The sequence below is a fragment of the Terriglobia bacterium genome (genome assembly GCA_020072565.1).
Classification (GTDB): Bacteria; Acidobacteriota; UBA6911; order UBA6911; family UBA6911; genus JAFNAG01.
Window position 1 is genome coordinate 1 of sequence record JAIQGI010000075.1, and the last position, 19,497, is coordinate 19,497.

Here is a 19,497-nt window from a genome sequence, read left to right on the forward strand (position 1 = left end):
GCTCTTGGAGGCGCCGCAAAGCCCCCCAATTGGCATTGGGGCTTTGCGGCGCCGTAGTGAGGAATTGCAAGCGATGGGGCCCGGGCAGGCGCAGTGCCAAACGCACTTTGTTTGGCGCGAAGCCTGCGGCCCCCAGCTTGCAAAAGATTTAACCGCCGAGGCACTGGTAAGGAAACTCATTGGAAGATCAAAGAGTGGATTACGACCGAAAAGTTACCCACTCACTTTGGAGAAGACCCCTATTTCTAATATTTGAGATGGAATGGCCGGATTTCCCTTGCCCACAGCGATCTTGGACAACCTCATAGAATTAGCGCGGCATCATGGTAGCTCCTGTGTCGGTCAACCATAATCTTGGGGATAGGCGCCAACGTTCCCCAAGAGATAAAAAGGGCCACCCCCGAAGAGCAACTCCTGTAAGAGATCGAAGTCAAAAATCGGATGGCGGCGAATATTTTGACCCTGGTGGTCAATAATGCTTCCTCAACGGGTCCGGGAATTGGATTCATAACCGCAGCTGGTTTCAATACCACGCCTGATATCGTGGTAACCAGTTCCACATTTATTCCGCCGCCCCTGAGTGCGGGCTGGATGTACGCGAGTTATGATGCCGGGATGGGAAGCATGGAGCACAGGATCTCCGTGCTAGGAGTCCGTCCGAGTAATGCGATTTAACACCCCTTCATCGGCTGAGCTCATCGCGAAAGTTTTCCACAGGGCTGTTTTTGTGGCTGATTTTGCCTCCCGATTTTGGCATGTGGACCTTTTATGCCCAAATCGGGTGCTTATGAGGCTTTGGGTGGTTGTTTTACCCCCAACAAAGCCTGAACATCTTCAAAATGTTGTGCGTCAGGCACACCAGTGCCCATTCAGCACGCACCTTGGCAATTCCTCTCAAGTTAAATTGAGTAAAGCCCCGAGCGCGCTTAATCTGCCCGAATACCGGTTCGACGATCGATTTGCGCCCCACATAGACAGCCGCCCCAATCTTGTTCTGTACCTTCCGTCTCATCTTATCAACGAGGGTTGCGCCCTTCGGCAGGGGGCCGCGTTTGCAGGTCGTTCTCTCGCCGTGCTTCTGTCTTTCGGTAGCTATGTACGCATCGATCTTCTTAGTCTCAAGATATTCCAGATTCTCCTCCGAACAATATCCGCTGTCGGCCAAGAGCTCAGCCGCTTTTTGTCCGGATTGTCCGGTGGTTGTTTGAACCATCGGCACAACCTGCTGCTTGTCATTTGCTTCTTGCGTGACTGCCTGTGCAACGATCAGTTGTGTCGTGGCTTCCACCGCGGCCTGCGCGTTGTAAGCCTGCACAAAGCCATCCGATCCCTTCATGATGCGCGACTCCGGATCGGTGAAATTGTATTGCGCGTTGTCTTTGGGTTTGGCTTCCTTGGCTTCTTCCTGGCTCTTGCCTTTATCTTCCGCCTCCTGCCGGGCGCGCTGCTCCAGCGCACGCTTGGCTTCGCGGATCCGTTTCAGCCTCGTCTCCCGTCGGTTCAATTCCTCGGGAAGTTCGTCGCCGCGCTTGTCTTTTCCGTACCGCGCGTCTTCATCCTCATCCGCCGCCTTGGCTTGAGCCAGCAATTTGCGCACTTCTTCCCGCAGGGTGCGTTCCGTTTCCTTCATGCGCCCATAGCTCATGGCCTTATGCTTGGAGGCGTTGGCTTTCACCTTCGTGCCATCCAGGGCCACGCGCCCCACCTTGATGGCACCCGCTTCCAGCGCCAGCCGCAGAACTTGTTGAAACAGCCCTTCCAGCGCCTGATGATGGATTTTGCGGAAATCCGAGATCGTGCGAAAGTCGGGCTGGTTGCCAGCCGCGATGACGCGAAAAGCCACGTCCTCAACGAGACGCTTCTGAATCTTCCGAGAGGAAAAGATTCCGACGCAGTATGCATACACAAGAACCCGCGTCATCATGCGCGGATGATACGGCGGCTGGCCGCGATCTTCCTTTTCGTAGTAGGACTCGATTGCCGAGAGGTCCAGCTGATCCACAACGTCAGCAACAAAGTACGAGAGGTGATTCTCAGGAAGCCAGTCCTGCAAGCTCGGAGGCAGCAGGAGCAGCTGATCGGGACAATAGGGACGGTACGTTTTTGCCATGTTGCATAAGGTAAGGACCTCCAGACTATCGATCAACAAAAATCAGCTATTTCTCGGACGGACTCCTAGTACTACTACGTTAAGTTATTAAGGACTTCTGGCCTGTGATCCGACCACGCAACCGCAGAATGCACACGCACCGGTCCAAGTGAATAACAAGTATTGAATTTCACGGCGCATCCGTGGCAGGGTCCACCCAAAAGTTTTTTTTATTGCGAAGAGTCTCCAGCGTCAGAAAGGTCTGGGCCAGCATTACCAGGGTGACGTGATGATGCCAGCCTGCCCAGTTTCTACCTTCATAATGATCCAAGCCGAGCTCTTCCTTCAGCTGCTGGTAATCCTGTTCTATCTTCCAGCGAGCTTTTGCCAATCGAACCAGGCGTCTGAGTGTATAGGTCTCCGCGAGATCGCAGAGAAAATACTTTGTCGGTTCCTTCTCATGCTCAGGCCATTCGACCAATAGCCATACTTCCTTGTGGGGCGGCTCGCCATGCACATAGCCACGCGAAGGCTGGACCCTCACTGCCATAAAACGGGATTCCAGCCATCCCTTGCTGCCTTCACGCCAGCAGACCTTCTTCCACCCTTTGGTCTTGAGCGCGATCTCGTGTACATTGGTCGGCCGCTGGCCCTTATATGAATATCGCGATGGCGGCTGTCCTCTGCCGCTGTGTTCCGGAACAGAAATCTTCGGCGGCTTCGCCCATACACCTACTTGTTCAGAGATGCCTACTACATAAGAAAGTCCGCGAGTCTCCAGTGCGTCCCGAAACTCCGTCGCGTCTCCATATCCGGCATCTGCCACTACGATTCTGTCGGGAACCTTCCAGCTGCGGGTCTGGTCGATGATGTCTACGGCCAACTGCCACTTCGTCTTGAAGACGACATCTTCCGGTACGCCCGCCTCTTTCCTTCGCTCTTTGTCCTCGGCCCAACTCTCCGGCAGATACAGGCGCCAGCCGAGAACGGCGCTCCCTTGCTCCCCGACATGATGAAGACTGACCGCAACCTGACAATTCGCCGTTTTTCCCAGCGTCCCGGAATACTGCCTTTCGACACCTACGGAATGCTCGCCCTTTTTAGGGAAGCCAGTGTCGTCTACGACCCAGACCGGGTCCGGCTCAAGCTCCGCCGTCATCCGCTTGCCCAGTCGCTCCCAGACCGGCTCCCATTCCCACGGGCTTTGGCCGACGAACTGCTGCATGGCTTGAATATTCCCTTCCGGCATCCGAGTCGCCATGGGTTCTATTGATTTCCGCTCGCCATCGAGCAGCAGGCCACGCACATAGACCGATCCCCAGTATCGGCGCTCGCTGCGACCAACAGGATCCAGGAGATCGACAAGAAATTGCTCCAAACGCTTGCGACATTTATCGAGCTGGTTGTCGTTCATGCCGGCAGACTAACACAGCCCGCACAAACGTGTCAATACTTAACGTTGTAGTACTAGGGAATGGTGGAGGCGGGCCCAACTTCGGCCTGGATGCGGGCGAAACGATCACAGCAATGCTGACTATAAACCAGTCCCTCTCCTCAATCAAGATCGATTCCAATCTCCTCAAGTTCCAAAACGTTCCACCCAGCGGTTGCAGCGAAAATGTAATCGGTGTGCCAGTTCCTGAACCATCGCTGGTGATCCTCCTCGGAGTCTCCTTTCTGGCGGTTAGCCTGGTCGCCTGGCACTGGAAAGCCTAAAAGTACTCTGGAGTTCAGACGTGCAGAAGAGGGCCGCCCTCGGGCGGCCCTTGGTATTTGTGGCGACGATTGGCAGGCCGATAAAGTCGGCCAGGCGATGCTTCCGTCTTATGCTTTGAAGGTTTTCACGCGAGTGGGATCGAGGCTCATCATGCCGGCGCATTCATCCTCAAGCCGGTTACTGCGCCGTTGTTTTTCGGAGAATCCGGGACTGAATGGGTGTCGCGTTATCAGGGTTTTCTGAATGCCACGATGGTGACGAAAGCCAATCCGCAGAGCAAGAGCACCAGGAGATCAGGTTCCGGCATCGGACGGAGGCAGTTTTGGGGAAATTGATAGCTCCAGCCAGAAGCCGGATCCCAGTCGGCGACCTGAGTGCTTAGAAGTGTGTCGTTGAAGTAAACCTGGTAGTTAAACGAGACCGCGTTGCTCCAGTATCCTTCAAATGTCGTGACAAAGTCGAATTGCCCGCTGTGGGAGCCTTGGAAGAGCATGCTGGCGGCGGCGACGCTCCAGCCGGCAGTCTCTGCCGTTAGATACTCAAGCACCCCGGTGTTCATCGTGATGACAACCTTGTTGTACGGCTGGATGATCCCACCCAAGATGCCGTTTTCCGACCAGTGCTGAGCCCAACTCCCCGTCAGTTGCGGCGGGCCGATCTTGACGATGTCGGCCATGGCCGATCCCGTGCCCACGATAAGCAAGAAAAAGGTGAACATCGCGATCTTCTTCATTTTCACCTCAGCGCCTGCCGCTATCGCTCCGGTTTGCGTTCATGTGAGATGAGTCTGAGCCTATGCACAGATTCATTGCAACCCGTACAGGTATTCAAGAAATGCAAAGCAATCGGCATGCCCAAAAGAGAATGCAGGTTCGCTAAAGGCTATCTTCAAGGAAATGCTTAAGTTATGCGATTAGGGAGTACTGTTTGGTCCTGCTTTGTCTGACCCAGGGGATGGGTGAGCGCAGGTACTCCGGACGCCGCCCTGGGTGAGTATCACTGGATGATCCACTAAATATTTTGCAGCCTATGGCTTACGAGGATTCATGCTCGGGAGATTTAAACTGTCCGGAATGCAGACGGGACGGCGAAGAACGCGGATCGACGCGAATAGGTCCCAGGCCGGCGAGGATAATGCCAAGGATCGCGCCCGCGATGTTGCAGACGATATCGGCTGCCTGGGAATAGCGGGTGGGCAGGTAGACCTGGATCAGCTCGATCGCGGTGCTTAGGATTGCGGCGGATAAAACCGTCAGGAGAACATTCCCCGTTGTGCGATTGGGTCGAGTGCGCGTTCGATAGAGGAAATAGAAAAAGCCGAAGGGAACGAATCCCAGAATGTTAACGGCAAGATCGGTCGCGTGGAACGAATCCTCCCACAGCGGGAGCAGAGCAGTTTTGTGCAGGATGCTGTAGATCGCCGGAAGCTTTAGCGCGTTGCGCGCCGGGGAGTGGTCAGAAATGGTTCCGGCGCCGGCTTCATTGAAGAAATATAACGCCTCCAAATCCCGCTCGTTCTCGAGCTCGAGAAAATCTCGGCGCTGCCATAGTGCGCTATTGCGCGCGATCTCTGCCGGCGTCAGGGAGCGATTATAGATCGCCAGGCCTGATAATTTTCCCTTCCAACCCTGGTGCCCCGCGGGACTGTCCCCAAGAATCAGGCGGCCGCGCAGAGTTTCGTGGCGCAGTATCAGCTTCGGAGAGCGGTCGACCAGGGTTCCATCAAGATAGAAGGTTGTTCCGTCTGCATCAGAGCTGATTGCAACCAGGCGGCGCATACCGGAGCGCAGGCCGTCGGCGATTCCGGCCTCCCGGTACTGGCGACGGCCCGGCGCGCCGGGAACGCGAGTACGCAGCAGGAGTCCGGATTTCCATTGTGCAATGAGCAGATTTACGGGGAGGGTCCCGTCGTAGAAGGATAAAACCGAGGCGATATGATCGCTCGGTTCACCTTCGAGGGCCAATTCGATGGTGATGCCTCCGCTCTTGGACAGGTCGATTTCCCGGCTGGAATATGCGATCGACAACGGTTGCAAGGATAATCCCGATCCATCCATCAGGACTTCTCCATGATTGTGGGGGAAGAAATTGAAGGGCCAGAGCCCGATGAAAAAATAGCCGGCGCAGATGGCAAGACAGGCGTAGAGAAGCAATTTCGAATTCAGCTGGGCGATGCGCACGGGAGAAAGATATCAAAAAGTCGCAGCAATCGAAAATGGGTTGCTCGCGTTGCGTAGAGAGTTCAGAGAAAAGTGCTCCGCGGCACGTTAGCGGCACCCAGGCCTTTCAAGATTGAAGGAGGCTGATCGTCAGGTAAAGAGGATAGAGAGGGGAATTGAGAAGCCGGGGAGGACATCTTCGTCTTCGAGCGGCTCCGTCTCTGCAATTGTGCGGGTTGAGCCGTCCGCCTTGTGGATGGTTGCGATTCTTGCCTCCGGATCGATGACCCAGACCAGGCGTGATCCGGCCGCGAGATAGTCGCTTACCTTTTGCTGAATCTGCGCCAGGGTCTCGGAGGGAGAAAGGATCTCGGCGGCAAGATCGGGCGCGCCAGGGAAAAAGGCGTGGCCTGCTCCGGCAAGCCTTGGTGTCGAAACGAACGCCACGTCGGGCGCGCGGACGCGGTTGGGATCGCCCGGGACACTAAGCACAAATCCGACGTTTCCCACCACGACTTCGCCCAAACCATGCTTTTCCACGTGCTCGACCAAGTAGCGGTAGAGCCTTCCCATCAATCTCCCGTGTGGGTAGTCGGCAGGAGGCATCTCGATTACCTGCCCGTTGACCAGTTCCCGGCGGATATCGTCGGCCGGCATCCGCCAAAGATCTTCTGATGTAAGCCTGGTTTTGGTGGCCATATATTGATCCCTGCGCCGGTCAAATCGCCCTCAGGATAGCACCGCTCCATGGCCTTGTCCAAATCGGTTGCTGCGATTCACGATGAGTAGTTTCGGCCAGGGGGCTGCTATTTCAACTGAGCCGGCGTTCTTCCGCGTTTTTTTGAAATGACCACAGCGCTCTAGAAACATCATGTGCGTCGATTCTTGCTGAGGTGTAAAATAAGGGCTATGACACCGGAAGAACGGTTCGAGCGCATCGAACGGCAATTCGAGTTTATCGCAGCCAACCAGGCGCATCATGACGCCCGGATGGCAGAAATCTCCAAGACCATCGCCGAGAATTCAAAACAGATCGCCGAGAATTCTAAACAGATCACCGAGAATTCCAAACAGATCGCCGAGAATTCCAAACAGATTGCCGAACACTCCGCACAAATCGGACAGCTCGCGGACATGACCTTGAGAATCGGCCGCATCGTCGATGAGCAGGGACGCCGCATGGATGAGCAGGGACACCGCCTGGACGAGGGTTTCGCCCGGTTGACCGAATCGCAAATGCGCACCGACGTTCGCCTCAATGCCCTCATGAACGTCGTCGAGCGCTACTTCTCCAACGGGCGTAACTGAAAAGACCTTGGACGCGGGTGAACGCCGACGGACGCAGAAAAAACAAGAACCTGTCGGCGACCGTCAGCGTTCTTCCGCGTCCTATTCGGGGATGATCGCGGGAATGACCTGGCGGCCGTGTTTGCGGTAAATGCGGAAGTCGCCGTCCAACGTAAAGATCGCGCTGCCCGAAATCTGTTCCGACATGCGCACCAGACAAGCATCGGCCACAGATATCGGCACGTCCGCATACCGCTTCAGCAGTTTCTGGACGGCTTCGGCCTCGCTCACCAGATCAAAAGGAATAACCAGCAATCCCCTCCTTATCATGTCGAACACCGCCTGCTGCGCAACGGGGAAGTTCCGCAGCACGAAACACGATTGCGAGATAACCGCTTCACAGGTGATCAGCGGTGCCGCCATGCCTGAGAGCTGGGCAACCGTCCATTCATGATAGCGGTCCCGGGCGTTGAGGTAAGCGACCAAGGGCCCTGTATCCAGGAGCACCTTCTGAATCATCGGCCGTATCCTTTGAGGTGCTTTTTCCCGACAGAAAGATCAGCCGGCCCATTGATGCAGCCGGCCAGATCCTTGCCCAGATCCAGAAAGGACCCCGCACCTGCGTTTCCGGAGCGCGAGCAGTAGTCGTCGATGGCCTCACGAATAAAGGCGGATTTAGTTGCCCCCTTGCTACGGAGCACAGACTCCAAGCGCGCGTCGAGGTCGTCCGGTACCTTGAGCGTTATGGTTTTCATGCCTATCCTCTGGGTATTACGATGTTGCCATATTGATAATACACCTCGAAGGAAAATGCAAGCAGGACCGAAAAGCCTGGACGCGGGAGAACGCTGACGGACGCTGACGGGGAAGGAACTGGCGGCGCAGGGAGAGGGAGTTTCTGAGCGGCGGCAGCGGGGGTGTTTATTGAATTATGGTCACCGGGAGGGTTGCGAAGACGGTGCCTCCCACGTTGTCATAGCGCAATGCCACGGCGCTGACCTGACCTCCGGTCGCCACCACCTCGAGCGTGCCTTCAAACTCATCGAAGCCGGTTGGAAACCATTGGTTCTGGCCTGAGAAGAAAGTGGCAACGTGCCCCTTCGGCAAGAGCGAGAACTGCCTGGTCGCGACTACATTCCCGGCCGTGTCCCGCAACTTCAATGTGATGGATACTTGATTGTCATTCGGGTTGCATATGGCGAGCCCCGACTGCGCGTCCCCGATGCTCGAGACATAGGCGGCAAAATGACTCGCCAGCGGGGAGGACGCGACGCCCGCTTCGGACGCAATCAAACTGGCCGGTATGTTCTGAAAAATGGCTGACCCGCCGATGGGCTGCTGGGAAGTCACTTTGACCCATCCGACGCTGATCGGGGAACTGGCGCCCTGGGTGATGAGCCGGAAGACGCCCTTGGCCTTCAATACGGGCACGTCATAGGAGGTCCTGCTGCCGCCCTCTATCGACAACTGCATAGGCTTGCCGTCGTTATCAAAGAACTCCAGCCGGGCCGTGGTATCGATCGTGCCGGGATTGACGAGAATGAAATTGGTGTGATAGCCGGCGCCATCGGCTGCCTGCGGGAAATAGAGCGTCGTCGCCATCTCGTCGACCAGGACCGGGATGGTGGAAAAGACCGGAGCGGTACTCCAATTGTCGTAGCGCAGTGCGACCGCCGAGACGTTCTGATCGCCGGCAAACTCGATGCTCCCCTCAAATCCCGCCCCCGCTTCGTTCGCAAAACGCTGGAAAGCAAACTCGGCGATATGCTGTCCCGCGAAGAGAGCAAGAGAAGAGGCCGCCGGTTGCGAGGGTTGGATGACATTGCCGAATTTGTCGCGCAGCGTCAGGGTCAGGTGCGCCACCGCAGTCCCATAATTGGCAATCGCATAGCCCGAGTAGGCGTCATTGAGGTTGTCGATATATATCGTGAAACTCCTGGTGGGCTTGGAGAGCCCGACTCCGGCCTCGCTGACGACGCTGTTCCCGCTCATCAGCTTGAACAGCGCGCTGCCGTTCAGGGGCAGGTTGCTGAGAAGCCTGGCATAGCCTTGGAGCGTGTCGCCCGGATAGGGTATGCTGGTCTCCAATCGCGTCGTGCCGCCGGGACTGATAACGATCGGGAACGAACTGTCTACCTTGCCGGAGGCGCTCACGCGCAGCGGTTCGGAGCCATTCTGAATCAACGCGACGTTGACCACCACGGGTTGGGAGCCCGGGTTGACCGCGATCACCGATGTCCGGTACTCAGGGTTTCCTCCAACGGCAATCTGGGGAAACACCGCCAGCGAACCCAGGCTCGAGAGCGAGCAGTACTCGAAGGCGCCCATGTCCGGGCGCGCCCCCAGGCCGGTCCCGCCATCCATGGCGCGCGGGGCGCCCCATGCATCCGTGGCGGGAAGATCCTGATCCAAGGAGTCTCCCTTGTCTATCACCGGAGATGAGGATTGCAGGTGAAAGTCGTCGTTGGCCGGGTCGACGAACTTGGGATCTACGCTGATATTGCCTCTCCTGTCGATAATGTCGAGCCCGGTTTGCTGCTTTCCTACCAGGGAATTCGTTACATAGATAGTGCTCGCGGTCGCCGTGGTATCACCGCCTACGTCCGCCCCGCCCTTATTGTCGCGCAGGATCGAGTTGGAGATCCGCACGGTTGCGTTCGAGAATACACCGAGCCCCAGACGCGTGTTATAGACAACCGTGCAGTTCACCAGCGTCGCGTTGGTTCCGGTGCCCACCACCTCGACGCCATCTCCCAATTTTGAGTCCGTGGCCCTGCTCACAATCGTGTTGACGATCATGGCGTTCCCGTTCCAGATCCAGATGCCCTGAGTGCCGCCCACAATCGTAAGGCTGTCGATGCGGACGTTTTTCAGGCTAACGAGAGCGAGGGCGGGGCCGCTGCCCGATCTGCCGTCCAGGATGGGATTCTGGCCGCCGGCGACTTTGAGCGTAATGCTTTTGCCGGTGATTATCAGATTCTCGAGGTAGCGTCCGCTGTCGATGATCTGAATCGTATCGCCGTTGCCGGCGGCGTCCACGGCGTCCCCGATGGTCTGATACCTGCCTCCCAGGCCCGGTTTGCTTACCGTCAGGATGTCCGGTCCTGGTATTCCCAATGGGGAAGCGCTTTCGAGGATGCGCAGGTCATAGGAACCATATTCGGCCAGGTTCGACGATCCTTGATAGCGGCGGCAGAGCACGTAATACCGGCCGCTCGAGGACGCGGTCCAGAGGATGCGCGATGCACTGGTGGGTCCGTAGTCGTCGCCCGTCGCCAGGACAGTCGTCCCATCCGGAGCGATGATATCCAGGACCGTATCTGCGCCGTTGGTCAGGTTGACGGTCTCGATCGCGTAAAGACGACCGGCCGTAGCGTTGAAGGCGGTGTAATCCATGTCGCCGGCCGGGTAGAGGGTGTGATGCATCTCCAACCCGGTCAGGTTGAATGTGCCCAGGCTGGGAAGTTGCTCCTTCCAGTCGTCGCCTGAATTCGTGTCTGTGCCGTTGAAGTCACGTCCGATCGTTTTCCCCAGCACCGGGGAGGGCGGATTGGTGCCGGTGAAGCCGGACGTGCCGATGTAACGAGAGGATCCCCAGCGGACAAAGTCCTTGCCCGCGCCTGTGCTGTCTCTGAGATCGCAGGCTCCGTCGGCGCCGCTGATCCACGGGAATTTGCTGTTGAAGTAGATGACCGAACTGCTGCTGGTGCCCGAAGCCTCTATCAGGAGAACGAATCCGCCCGCCTTGAGCTGGCAGACCGGCATATCCAGGACATTGACTAAAGAGCCTGTGGGGGCAGAGGCTACCGTGGCGACCGTCCACCCGGTCAGATCCGCCGTCGTATCACCGGCGTTGAACAGTTCGATGGCGTTGACACCGGCGACCAGAATCTCATTGATCACCACCTTGGGGCCGCTCGCCGGCTGGAGTTGGGCTGTCGAAATTGCGGGAGCATTGGCAGGGGAATCGTCCGGCTCCTGAGCATCTGCGAAAAACTCGATGCCGCGCGCGCCAAAAACGGCCTGCATCTCGCTGAGATTGCCGTTGCCGACGGCGGGCGAGAACCAGGTGTCCCAGAACTTGTCGGTGGTGATGCCGGGACTGGTAATCGACTTCATGGCGGTCAGCGCCCTCCACACGTCGGAGAAGGGCCGCTGCAGTACCGGGCCACTGGTCACATTCCAGAGCGCACTGGCCACCGCCAGCATGTTGGTGCTGCCGCTCGTGCTCGCAAGAGCGGGATTGACGAGCGGGAGCGCATAGGGAGGTGCGGTGAGGGACAGGATCTCAAAGGATCGAACCGCATTCGTGCCATCCGTCACTACGTATGCCTCGGGTTGAGCATATCCCTTGAACTGCCGGATGCTCGCGCCGATGAACATGGCCACGCCCTCAGCCCATGCCATGCGCATGTCCTGATCGCCGTCGCCGAAGATGGGGAGAAATCCGTCTGCCGATATCGCAGGACCGTCCAGTTTCGAATAGGTATCCGCCACAAAATGGCCGAACTGGTGATAGATGACGGCATCATCATAGGCGGACGCGAGGAAAAAGTATTTTTTTGTCAGCGTAGGGACGCTGGAAGGGCCGGCATAATAGCTGCTGTACTTGGAGTACGCGCTGCTCCAGACGGCCGTAAGCTTGTCTGCGGGAAAACCGCCGGTGAGCGCATTCACGAACTCCAAACCATCAATGATCACATCCCAGACATTGAAGGCATTTCCTTCATTGGTTGACGGCGCGGTGACCGTTCCCGCATCCAGGGTGGGAGTGCCGGCATAAGGGATCTGGCCCGTTTCTATGTACCAGATCGCGCCATTGGGGTCGGAAAAGTTGGTGTGCTGGTTGCTGTTCCTGCGCACATCAAGGAGAAAACCGGATGTTGCCGGCGCGGTGGCGTAGCAGCGAACGCTAATGGCTTGTGCGGTGGAGCCTGGAACCGTGATGGAATAATTGCCGTTCTGATCTGTGGCGCCCGCCGCAAGGCTCTTGCCTGCGGCCCAGACTTCAACATCCGCGTAGCGTATGGGACGAGTATGTTTGACGTTGGTAAAGCCATAGAGGTTGAAATCGCGGTCCTCGTAAGAGAATGTCCCTCTGACCGTGTAGTCCGCAAAGGCGCTCGAGGAAGCGCAGAGAAGGATCGTGAACGTCACAGCCAACGACGCGAGCACAGACAGCCTTGGTATCTTCATCACTGGTTCTTTACTCCGTTGCATATGCATACGCAGACACGAATACCAGAGAATGGAGTCGCCGGAACGGTTCTGAGGGGGTTCGCCGCAAAATTCAACGCCCCATTCTATTGCGATTTCTCGTTCATTTCCACAATATTCCCCCCTTTCCCGTCAGCGTCCGCCGGCTTAACTGAGGGGACGCGGAAGAACGCCGACGGGCGCCGACGAAAAAGAAGCTGTCGGCGTCCTTCGGCGTCCGTCAGCGTCCCTTTTTTGAAATGAGGGTGGCACTCAAGAAACATTATCGGCATGATATCCCTGCCGGAATTGAAACATGCCGAGATCACCGGTCCCCTCATCGAGCTCTTCTACCAGGTCTACCGAAGCCTGGGATATGGTTTCCTGGAACGGCTGTACGGCAACGCAATGGCCATCAGCGGTCGAAAGCTCGGGCTCGAGATTGTCCAACAAGCGCTGATCTGCGTCTATTATGAAGGATCCGTGATTGGGGAGTATCACTGATTGATTCGGTCTATTTTGCGTTCGGGTTGTGTATAATGACAGGGTGTCTGTCTCCCTCGAGAGCCCGCAAGTTCTTCGGTTCCCGGGATTGGACTCTCGAATCGCAGGTTCCTCCGCAAGGGCAGGACGATGAGCGGCAGAAAATGGGACTTTGTGTTTTCCGTTGTTGGCCGGAGGCCTGATGTCTGACGCCGGATTTCATGACGAGTGCGGCATCTTTGCCATCGTCTCGCATGCGGAGGCTGCGCGCATGACCTATCTGGGCCTCTATGCGCTGCAGCACCGGGGCCAGGAATCGGCAGGGATCGTCAGCTCTGACGGTAAGAAGCTCCACCAGCAAAAGAGAATGGGGCACGTGGCCGAGGTCTTTGATGAGTCGTGCCTGGAGCATCTGGTCGGCGACTCTGCGATCGGGCACGTCCGTTATTCGACGACCGGCGGCAGCGCAATCGCCAACGCCCAACCGATCCTCGTGGACGGCTGGCGCGGTCCGATCGCTCTGGCCCATAACGGGAACCTGGTCAACGCGGGTGCGTTGCGCCGCGAGCTGGAGCGGGACGGCGCCATTTTCAATTCGACCAGCGACAGCGAGGTCATCCTGCACCTGCTCTGCCGCTCCAAGCGGCGGTCTTTCCTCGAGGCGTTTGCCGAAGTGCTCCAACTCATCCAGGGAGCATACTCCCTGGTGGTCCTGACGCCGACCTCCGTGCTCGTGGCCCGCGACCCGCGAGGGTTCCGGCCGCTGTGCATAGGGCAGGTGGATGACCGCTTTGTGTTCGCCTCTGAAACCTGTGCATTCGACCTGATCGATGCCAATTACATTCGTGATGTCGAGCCGGGAGAGATTCTGGTCGTGGAGGGGGACAGCCTGGACTCCCATTTTCTGCTGCCCAAGGAGAAGCCGGCATACTGCATTTTCGAGCACGTATATTTCAGCCGCCCTGACAGCCTGGTCTTCGGGAGAAACGTGAACGAGAGCCGGAAGCTGCTCGGGAAATACCTGGCAATGGAGTATCCGACGGAGGCGGACGTGGTCGTGCCGGTGCCCGATTCCGGCGTGTCCGCCGCGCTCGGGTACGTGCAGCAGAGCGGCCTCCCTCTGGAGTTCGGCCTGATCCGCAACCATTACGTGGGCCGGACCTTTATCGAGCCGCGGCAGTCGATCCGCAATTTCGGAGTGAAGGTAAAACTGAATCCGGTGCGCGAGATCCTGCGCGACCGGCGCATCATCCTCGTCGACGATTCGATCGTGCGCGGCACGACGAGCAGAAAGATCGTGCACATCATCCGGGCGGCCGGGGCGAAGGAGATCCACGTGCGCATCACCTCGCCGCCGATCGTGGGACCGTGCTATTACGGCATCGACACCCCCACCAAGAGGGAGCTGATCGCTTCCTCCAAATCGGTCGAAGAGATCAGGAAATTCATCGGGGCCGACTCGCTTCACTATCTGAGCCTCGAATCCCTGCTGAAGTCGGTCGGCGCCGGAGAACGATTCTGCTCCGCCTGCTTCACCGATCGTTACCCGACCGAAGTGGTTCCGCAAGAAAGGCAAAGGGAGCTGTTCGAGAAAAACCTCGTGGAAATCCTTCCGTCAAACTCATAAACTGTTTCGTCCATTCATGCAAAATCACGATTCTGGAAAAATGACCTACGCTCAATCCGGCGTGAACATTGACACCGCGAATGAGGCGAAAAAGCGCATCCGGAAACTGGCGCGCGCCACCTTCACGCCGGGGGTGCTGACCGACATCGGCAGCTTCGGCGCCCTGTTTCGTTTCGAGCAAGACCGTTACCGCGAACCGCTGCTGGTTTCGAGCTGCGACGGCGTCGGGACCAAGCTCAAGATCGCCTTCATGACCGGCATCCATAACACGGTAGGATACGATCTGGTCTCACATTGCGTGTCCGACATCCTGGTCCAGGGAGCCCGGCCGCTCTTTTTCCTCGACTATATCGCCTGCGGAAAGCTCGAGTCGGAAGTGGTGGAACAGGTCGTGTCGGGCCTGGCACGCGGCTGCCGCGAGATGCGTTGCGCCCTGATCGGAGGCGAGACGGCGGAGATGCCCGACTTTTACGCACCGGGCGAGTACGATCTGGCCGGCTTTATCGTCGGTGTCGTGGATCGTTCCCGGCTCATAGACGGGTCCCACATCCGGGCCGGCGATCGCCTGCTCGGGATCGCTTCGGCGGGCCTGCACACCAACGGTTACTCGCTGGCGCGCAGACTGTTCTTCGAGCGCCTCGGATTGCATCACGGCGATATCGTGCCGGAGCTTGGGGCATCGGTCGCCGACCTGCTGCTCGCTTCGCACCGCAGTTACTTCTCTCTGCTGGAACCGCTTCTGGATACGGGCACACTGAAAGGGATGGCGCACATCACCGGGGGCGGTATCACGGAAAACCTGCCGCGCATTCTTCCGCCGGGCACAGCGGCGGAGATCCGCAAGGGGTCGTGGCCGGTCCTGCCGATCTTCGATTACCTGCAGCGGAAAGGGGGCATCGAAGAGGCGGAGATGTATCGCACCTTCAACATGGGCATCGGTATGATCCTGGTGGTTTCGCCCGAAGACACGGACGCGGTGGGCCGCCACTTCGCTGCCCGGAACGAGTCCTGCTTTGAGCTTGGTGAAATTGTAGACGGCGATGGGACGGTTCATTACCGCGACGGCGCGTAACGGAGGCGACGGACGATGGAACAGAATCGGCGGCTAGCCATCCTGCTCTCTGGACGAGGTTCGAACTTCATCGCGATCCATGAAGCAATCGCGCGCGGAGACTTGCGTGCGAGCATCTGCTGTGTGATCAGCAACGTGGCCGAGGCGCCGGGGCTGGCGCGGGCACGCGAACTGGGGTTGACGTGCATCTGCCTGCCGTCGCGGGGCATCGAAAGGACGGAGTACGACCGGCTCCTGATGGCGGCGATTCGGCCATTTGATCCCGCTCTTATCTGTCTGGCGGGATTTATGCGCGTGCTCAGCTCCGAGTTTGTCACTGCCTATCGCGGGCGCATCGTGAACATTCATCCGGCCCTGCTGCCTGCGTTCCCCGGCCTTCACGCGCAGCGGCAAGCGCTCGCATACGGCGTGCGCATCACCGGGTGCACGGTCCACCTGGTCGACGAGGGCGTGGACACAGGCCGCATCCTGATGCAGCGGGCGGTGGAGGTTCTGGAAGGTGATACCGAGGACTCTCTTTCTGCGAGAATTTTGCGGCAGGAACACGATCTGTATTGGCGCGCGATCGCCCAAGTTCTGGATCAGCCCCGGGCTTGAGCCCGCGGTTGTGTGCAGGTGAAGAAGGCCCTGACCCGGATTGTTCTTGAATGTACGACCAAAATGCAGTTTAGGATGCGGAAAAACGCTGACCGGCGCCGACCGTTTGGTTTGCGTCGGCGAAAGCTCCTGTCTGCGTCCATCGGCGGCCAATTCCCTGGTCTTTTTTGCTTGCCATCCATCGTCGATGATTAGTGCGTACTAAACCCACGGCCTCCGGCCGTGCGACTCTGGCAGGCTCAGCTGTTACGGCGAGACGTGGATTGCTTCTAGCCCCGAAGGGGAGGCCGCAGTTTACAGCCCAGGCCGCAAGGCCTGGGATTGGACCAGAGTCCAAAGGATGACAGGGCGACACAGAAAAGGTGGTTGGAGTTGCATCGCCCCTGCAGGGCTCCTTTTCTACGATCGCATGGACCCAGGGCTTGCGCCCTGGGCTGGCGGCTGCGGTTGCCCCTGGCGGGGCTGGGTGAAGGTGCTGCGGTTGCCCCTGGCGGGGCTGGGTGAAGGTGCTGCGGTCGCCCCTGGCGCGGGGCTGCGTGGAAGGTGCTGCGGGTCGCCCCTGCAGGGCTCCTTTTCTACGATCGCATGGACCCAGGGCTTGCGCCCTGGGCTGGTGGCTGCGGTCGCGGGGCCGGTGAAGGTGCGTGCAACTGATAAGAAGACGATTGGCTAAGGATGCGATGAATTACAATCTGAACGGCCCCAGCGGGGCCTTCTGATATGTGGCTCGCCTCGCTTTGGGGGCAAGCCGACGCCACGCCTTCCTGGCGTGGTCGTTCACTTCAGGTTAGAATGGCGCCACCATAGTTTCTGATCCTCAATAGGTCGAGGGGGCGGAATTGATGAGGAGTGCTCAGCAACAGCTTGATTATCTGCGCAAGGGTGCCGTCGAGATCATCAGCGAAGAAGCAGCGGTGCTCAAGTTCGCGAAATCGGTGCGCACAGGGATGCCCTTGAAGGTCAAAGTGGGTTTTGATCCCACCGCTCCGGATCTGCACCTGGGCCACGCGGTGCTGTTGCGGAAAATGAAACACTTCCAGGATCTCGGGCACACCGTAATTTTCCTGATCGGCGATTTCACGGCTTCCATCGGCGATCCCACGGGGCGGTCGCGCACCCGTCCTCCGCTATCGACGGAGGAGATAGCCGCCAACGCCGAGACCTTCAAGAGCCAGGTTTTCAAGATCCTCGATCCGGCAAAGACCGTGATCGACTACAACAGTCGCTGGCTGGGCAAGCTCAGCTCGGCTGAATGGATCAGGCTTTCCTCGCGCTACACCGTTGCGCGCATGCTCGAACGCGACGACTTCACCAAGCGCCTCAAGGCCGGCCAGCCGATCTCTATCCACGAGCTGCTCTACCCGCTGGCGCAGGCTTACGACTCGGTGGCGTTGGAAGCGGACTTCGAGTTCGGGGGTACGGATCAGAAGTTCAACCTGCTGGTCGGGCGCGACATCATGCGCGAGTACGGCCTGGAAGCGCAGGTGATTCTGACGACTCCGCTGCTCGAGGGCACGGACGGCGTCGAGAAGATGAGCAAGTCTCTGGGCAACTACATCGGGTTTACGGAGCCGCCGGAGGTGATCTTCGGAAAGATCATGTCGATCTCCGATTCCCTGATGCTGCGCTACTGGGAGCTGCTCACGGATGTCCCGATGACGGAGATCGCGGGCATGAAGCAGGGGATCGAGTCCGGGACCCTGCATCCGATGGAGCTGAAGGCACGGCTCGGGCGCCAGATCGTCCAGGATTTTCACGGCGAGAAAGCGGCGCGGCAGGCGCATGAGCACTTTGCCCGCGTGCATCAGCGCCGGGAGCTGCCGGAGGAAATGCCAGAAATCATGCTGAATCAGGGAGATGCGCCGGCAAGCCTTGTCGATCTGCTGGTCCTCGGCGGCCTGGCTTCCTCCAAATCGGAGGCCAGGCGACTGATCAAATCGGGTGCGGTTTCTGTCGACGGCGACAAGGTCGACGACGTCACCACCGGGCTTCCCGCGCAGACGCCGGAATTCGTGCTGCGCTGCGGAAAGCGTCACTTCTGCCGCGTGAAGATCCAATAGAAAATATTGTCGGCGGCTGCATTTTCTTCTTTGCGATCAGGAAATGTTACGTTTATAATGCACCCCCTTTGAAAGAGAGCCGGCGGGCAAATTGCGGGCTTGACAAGGAGGGGGCACACCCGTAAGATTGGGGATTGCCTGGATCTTTGAAAACTAGATAGTGCGTGCCGAAAATCATTCCTTGAAAGAAATTTCAGAACAGTAACACCAGTGAGATTTTGAATCGCAAGATTCAAGACTCTTCCAAGTTTAATTGGAGAGTTTGATCCTGGCTCAGAATCAACGCTGGCGGCGTGCCTAACACATGCAAGTCGAACGAGAAAGTGGGAGCAATCCCGCGAGTACAGTGGCAGACGGGTGAGTAACACGTGAACAACCTGCCCTCGAGCGTGGAATAACACCGCGAAAGCGGTGCTAATACCGCATAACATCGCCGGGACGCATGTCCTGGTGATCAAGGGCGCAAGTCGCTTGGGGAGGGGTTCGCGCCTGATTAGCTAGTTGGTGAGGTAACGGCCCACCAAGGCGACGATCAGTAGCCGGCCTGAGAGGGCGTACGGCCACACTGGAACTGAGACACGGTCCAGACTCCTACGGGAGGCAGCAGTGGGGAATTTTGCGCAATGGGCGAAAGCCTGACGCAGCAACGCCGCGTGGAGGATGAAGGCCTTCGGGTCGTAAACTCCTGTCAGGGGGGAAGAACACCTTAACCGGTTTGACTGTACCCCCTGAGGAAGCCACGGCTAACTCCGTGCCAGCAGCCGCGGTAATACGGAGGTGGCAAGCGTTGTTCGGAATTACTGGGCGTAAAGGGCGCGTAGGCGGCTTTGCAAGTCAGATGTGAAAGCCCCGGGCTTAACTCGGGAATTGCATCTGAAACTGCTTTGCTTGAGTCCTGGAGGGGGTAGTGGAATTCCCAGTGTAGCGGTGAAATGCGTAGATATTGGGAGGAACACCTGTGGCGAAGGCGGCTACCTGGACAGTGACTGACGCTGATGCGCGAAAGCTAGGGGAGCAAACGGGATTAGATACCCCGGTAGTCCTAGCCGTAAACGATGGGCACTTGGTGTCGGGGGTATTGAGTCCCCCGGTGCCGGAGTTAACACGTTAAGTGCCCCGCCTGGGGAGTACGGTCGCAAGACTGAAACTCAAAGGAATTGACGGGGGCCCGCACAAGCGGTGGAGCATGTGGTTCAATTCGACGCAACGC

At 58.1% G+C, this 19,497-nt stretch carries 14 protein-coding genes and 1 rRNA gene; 7 read left to right on the forward strand and 8 right to left on the reverse strand.

Annotated elements, in window-relative coordinates; genetic code table 11:
• Positions 1-808: 808 nt before the first annotated feature.
• The 5 genes from LAP85_27115 to LAP85_27135 form a co-directional block, all read right to left on the reverse strand.
• Entirely contained in the window at positions 809-2,110 is a 1,302-nt protein-coding gene (locus LAP85_27115; protein MBZ5500083.1) for an IS1182 family transposase, read from the reverse strand.
• A gap of 169 nt (positions 2,111-2,279) precedes the next feature.
• The gene (locus tag LAP85_27120; GenBank protein ID MBZ5500084.1) at positions 2,280-3,503 is read right to left on the reverse strand and encodes an IS701 family transposase; all 1,224 of its coding nucleotides are present in this window, start codon (positions 3,501-3,503) and stop codon (positions 2,280-2,282) included.
• Between the two features lie 532 nt (positions 3,504-4,035).
• Positions 4,036-4,539 carry a hypothetical protein gene (locus LAP85_27125; protein MBZ5500085.1) on the reverse strand — a complete coding sequence of 168 codons (504 nt, stop codon included), beginning with the start codon at positions 4,537-4,539 and terminating at the stop codon, positions 4,036-4,038.
• Between the two features lie 301 nt (positions 4,540-4,840).
• Positions 4,841-5,986 carry a VanZ family protein gene (locus LAP85_27130; GenBank protein MBZ5500086.1) on the reverse strand — a complete coding sequence of 382 codons (1,146 nt, stop codon included), beginning with the start codon at positions 5,984-5,986 and terminating at the stop codon, positions 4,841-4,843.
• Between the two features lie 129 nt (positions 5,987-6,115).
• Entirely contained in the window at positions 6,116-6,664 is a 549-nt protein-coding gene (locus LAP85_27135) for a Uma2 family endonuclease (GenBank protein ID MBZ5500087.1), read from the reverse strand.
• Positions 6,665-6,874: 210 nt separating this feature from the next.
• Between LAP85_27135 and LAP85_27140 the strand changes: the two genes are divergently transcribed.
• Positions 6,875-7,273 (forward strand): hypothetical protein, encoded by a 399-nt coding sequence (locus LAP85_27140; GenBank protein ID MBZ5500088.1) that lies wholly within the window; start codon positions 6,875-6,877, stop codon positions 7,271-7,273.
• Positions 7,274-7,354: 81 nt separating this feature from the next.
• Here the strand turns inward: LAP85_27140 and LAP85_27145 are convergent, their stop codons facing one another.
• From LAP85_27145 to LAP85_27155, 3 genes are all read right to left on the reverse strand, one after another.
• Positions 7,355-7,771, reverse strand: coding sequence for a PIN domain-containing protein (locus LAP85_27145; protein MBZ5500089.1), 417 nt, complete (start codon positions 7,769-7,771; stop codon positions 7,355-7,357).
• Complete coding sequence (locus LAP85_27150) at positions 7,768-8,007, reverse strand: ribbon-helix-helix domain-containing protein (protein ID MBZ5500090.1); 240 nt, start codon at positions 8,005-8,007, stop codon at positions 7,768-7,770. The genes LAP85_27145 and LAP85_27150 overlap by 4 nt, the downstream gene beginning before the upstream one ends.
• Positions 8,008-8,173: 166 nt before the next feature.
• Complete coding sequence (locus LAP85_27155; protein MBZ5500091.1) at positions 8,174-12,448, reverse strand: lamin tail domain-containing protein; 4,275 nt, start codon at positions 12,446-12,448, stop codon at positions 8,174-8,176.
• Positions 12,449-12,739: 291 nt separating this feature from the next.
• Between LAP85_27155 and LAP85_27160 the strand changes: the two genes are divergently transcribed.
• From LAP85_27160 to LAP85_27185, 6 genes are all read left to right on the forward strand, one after another.
• Positions 12,740-12,952: a GxxExxY protein gene (locus LAP85_27160; GenBank protein MBZ5500092.1), complete on the forward strand. Its 213-nt coding sequence runs from the start codon at positions 12,740-12,742 to the stop codon at positions 12,950-12,952.
• Positions 12,953-13,133: 181 nt separating this feature from the next.
• Positions 13,134-14,558 carry an amidophosphoribosyltransferase gene (gene purF / locus LAP85_27165; GenBank protein ID MBZ5500093.1) on the forward strand — a complete coding sequence of 475 codons (1,425 nt, stop codon included), beginning with the start codon at positions 13,134-13,136 and terminating at the stop codon, positions 14,556-14,558.
• Between the two features lie 16 nt (positions 14,559-14,574).
• Entirely contained in the window at positions 14,575-15,630 is a 1,056-nt protein-coding gene (gene purM / locus LAP85_27170; protein ID MBZ5500094.1) for a phosphoribosylformylglycinamidine cyclo-ligase, read from the forward strand.
• 15 nt (positions 15,631-15,645) lie between these two features.
• Positions 15,646-16,227, forward strand: a complete 582-nt coding sequence (purN, locus tag LAP85_27175) for a phosphoribosylglycinamide formyltransferase (protein ID MBZ5500095.1) — start codon at positions 15,646-15,648, stop codon at positions 16,225-16,227.
• 842 nt (positions 16,228-17,069) lie between these two features.
• Entirely contained in the window at positions 17,070-18,287 is a 1,218-nt protein-coding gene (tyrS, locus tag LAP85_27180; protein MBZ5500096.1) for a tyrosine--tRNA ligase, read from the forward strand.
• A gap of 250 nt (positions 18,288-18,537) precedes the next feature.
• Positions 18,538-19,497, forward strand: a 16S ribosomal RNA gene (locus LAP85_27185); the annotation flags it as partial.

Coding starts and splice junctions, on each gene's coding strand:
- LAP85_27150 (MBZ5500090.1), bottom strand. CDS start 8,007: ATGAAAACCATAACGCTCAAGGTACCGGACGACCTCGACGCGCGCTTG.
- LAP85_27115 (MBZ5500083.1), bottom strand. CDS start 2,110: ATGGCAAAAACGTACCGTCCCTATTGTCCCGATCAGCTGCTCCTGCTG.
- LAP85_27160 (MBZ5500092.1), top strand. CDS start 12,740: ATGATATCCCTGCCGGAATTGAAACATGCCGAGATCACCGGTCCCCTC.
- purM (MBZ5500094.1), top strand. CDS start 14,575: ATGCAAAATCACGATTCTGGAAAAATGACCTACGCTCAATCCGGCGTG.
- LAP85_27125 (MBZ5500085.1), bottom strand. CDS start 4,539: ATGAAGAAGATCGCGATGTTCACCTTTTTCTTGCTTATCGTGGGCACG.
- LAP85_27135 (MBZ5500087.1), bottom strand. CDS start 6,664: ATGGCCACCAAAACCAGGCTTACATCAGAAGATCTTTGGCGGATGCCG.
- LAP85_27145 (MBZ5500089.1), bottom strand. CDS start 7,771: ATGATTCAGAAGGTGCTCCTGGATACAGGGCCCTTGGTCGCTTACCTC.
- LAP85_27140 (MBZ5500088.1), top strand. CDS start 6,875: ATGACACCGGAAGAACGGTTCGAGCGCATCGAACGGCAATTCGAGTTT.
- tyrS (MBZ5500096.1), top strand. CDS start 17,070: ATGAGGAGTGCTCAGCAACAGCTTGATTATCTGCGCAAGGGTGCCGTC.
- LAP85_27120 (MBZ5500084.1), bottom strand. CDS start 3,503: ATGAACGACAACCAGCTCGATAAATGTCGCAAGCGTTTGGAGCAATTT.
- LAP85_27155 (MBZ5500091.1), bottom strand. CDS start 12,448: ATGAAGATACCAAGGCTGTCTGTGCTCGCGTCGTTGGCTGTGACGTTC.
- purF (MBZ5500093.1), top strand. CDS start 13,134: ATGTCTGACGCCGGATTTCATGACGAGTGCGGCATCTTTGCCATCGTC.
- purN (MBZ5500095.1), top strand. CDS start 15,646: ATGGAACAGAATCGGCGGCTAGCCATCCTGCTCTCTGGACGAGGTTCG.